1 protein-coding gene is annotated in these 1,870 nt (G+C 68.8%); it reads right to left on the bottom strand.

Annotated features, from left to right (window positions below):
• A partial coding sequence (gene fxsT, locus JHN45_RS51730; protein ID WP_201056444.1) for an FxSxx-COOH system tetratricopeptide repeat protein occupies nucleotides 1-1,753 on the bottom strand: 1,753 nt, incomplete at its 3' end.
• Nucleotides 1,754-1,870: the final 117 nt, after the last annotated feature.

The raw sequence follows: 1,870 nt of genomic DNA on the forward strand, positions 1-1,870 counted from the left end.
TGTCGGGGTAATCCTCACCCAACACGAGCCGCTGCCGATCCAGCGCGTCCTCACCCAGCTCCAGCGCCTCCCCCACCCGACCCACCGCCGCCAGATCAGCCGCAAGATTGGACGCGGAAGCCAGGGTGTCGGGGTGATCCTCACCCAACACCAGCCGACGGCGCGCCAGGGTGTCCTCACCCAACACCACCGCCTCCTCCACCCGACCCACATCCGCCAGCCGAACCGCCAGATTGGACGCCGTGATCAGGATGTCGGGGTGGTCCTCACCCAACACCAGCCGCTGCCGATCCAGGGTGTCCTCACCCAGTTCCAGCGCCTCGCCCACCCGACCCACCGCCGCCAGCCTATTGGCCAGGCTGGACGCAGCTCCCAGGGTGTCGGGGTGGTCCTCACCCAGTACCCGCCGCCGCCGGTCAAACAGGTCCCGCTGTAGGGCATAGGCGCGGTCATGATGTCCAACGGCAGTGGATGCCCAGGCCAAGTAGTTGACGGCCCACCACGTGTGAGTGGAGTCAGGGCCCAACAGAGTGATCCAGGCTTCGTAGAGGTCTTCAAGACGGGGCAGGACCGCTGCTGCGCTGCCGCGGTCCAAGAGGTAAACGGCTGCCTCGCATGCTGCGAAGCGGGCTTCCGCTGTGACCAGGTCGGTGGGGTCGATCGCCAGCAGGTGAGGCAGCAGGTGAGGCCAGCGAGCCCAGGACCCGGGATCCACCACCTCGCCCGGGAAGGCCGCAGCGAGCAAGATACTGGCGTTGAGCGCCGCGGCAACACGATCCTCGGTGGTGAGCTGGTCTTTGAGGACGGCTTGGGTAAGGCGGTGCAGGTGCAGGCTCCCGCCTGCCACTCGGGCCAGCCCATGCCGATGCAGTGCCGACAGGACACGGTTTCTGGTACGCCAGTCCGTCACCACTCGGCCCACAGACGACTCCTCACCAGCCTCCTGCTCAGTGCTGGTGGGCAGGGCAAACGGTTCCGGAGCCAGCAGCGCACAGGCGTTCATCAAGTCCGCCGCCTCCGGGTCCTGTTCCCGCAGCCTTTGCATGCTCAGTCGAATCTGCGCGGCCAGCGACCATGGGTAATCCCGCGGCCTGCCCTCATCGGTGATCTCGCTGGCCTTGCTGACCAGCAACTCCAGGTAGTCGTCCACGGCCGTCGTTCTCAGCACCGCAGCCGCCTGAACCAAAGCCAACGGCAGGTCATCCAACGCCTCCGCCACCCGCCCCGCATCCGCCTCCGTCAGCCACGGCGTCCGACTGCGCAGCAGATCGATCGACTCCCGTCGCGCCAGCACATCGATATCCAACGGCGCGGCCACACCGTGCCAGTCCGGGTTACGAGAGGTGATCAGCACATGCCCCGCCCCGGCTGGCACAAAGGCCGCCAGCGCCGCAGGATCCTCCGCGTTGTCGAATGCGACCAGCCACCGCGACCGCGCCCCCAACTCACGCCCCAACGCCCGCACCGCGTCCTCCACGGGCGTACCCGGCTGCGCAGCCCCTGTCTCCACCGCCAACGCGGCCAACTGCCCCGGAATAAGCGCCGGATCCTCAGCCCGCACCCACCACACCAGCTCGTACTCCCCGCAGAACCGGTGCGCGTACTCCGCCGCCAACTGCGTCTTGCCCACACCCCCACGGCCATCCAGCGCCACCACCGCCACCGGCCGACCGCCCGTCAGGCGTCCCCGCACCTCCACCAACAACTCGTCCCGGCCCACGAACCCCGCATTACGCGCCGGCACGTTCCACACCCCCGGCAACGTCCCCGGCAACCGTGGCCCGCTCACCCCACCCCTGCCCGGCGGAAACCTCGGAGCCACCAACGGAACCCCCGCCGGCCCCGCCACCGCCCCCAGCAGTACCTCCCG

The sequence above is a fragment of the Streptomyces sp. MBT53 genome, from assembly GCF_016654115.1.
Lineage (GTDB): Bacteria > Actinomycetota > Actinomycetes > Streptomycetales > Streptomycetaceae > Streptomyces.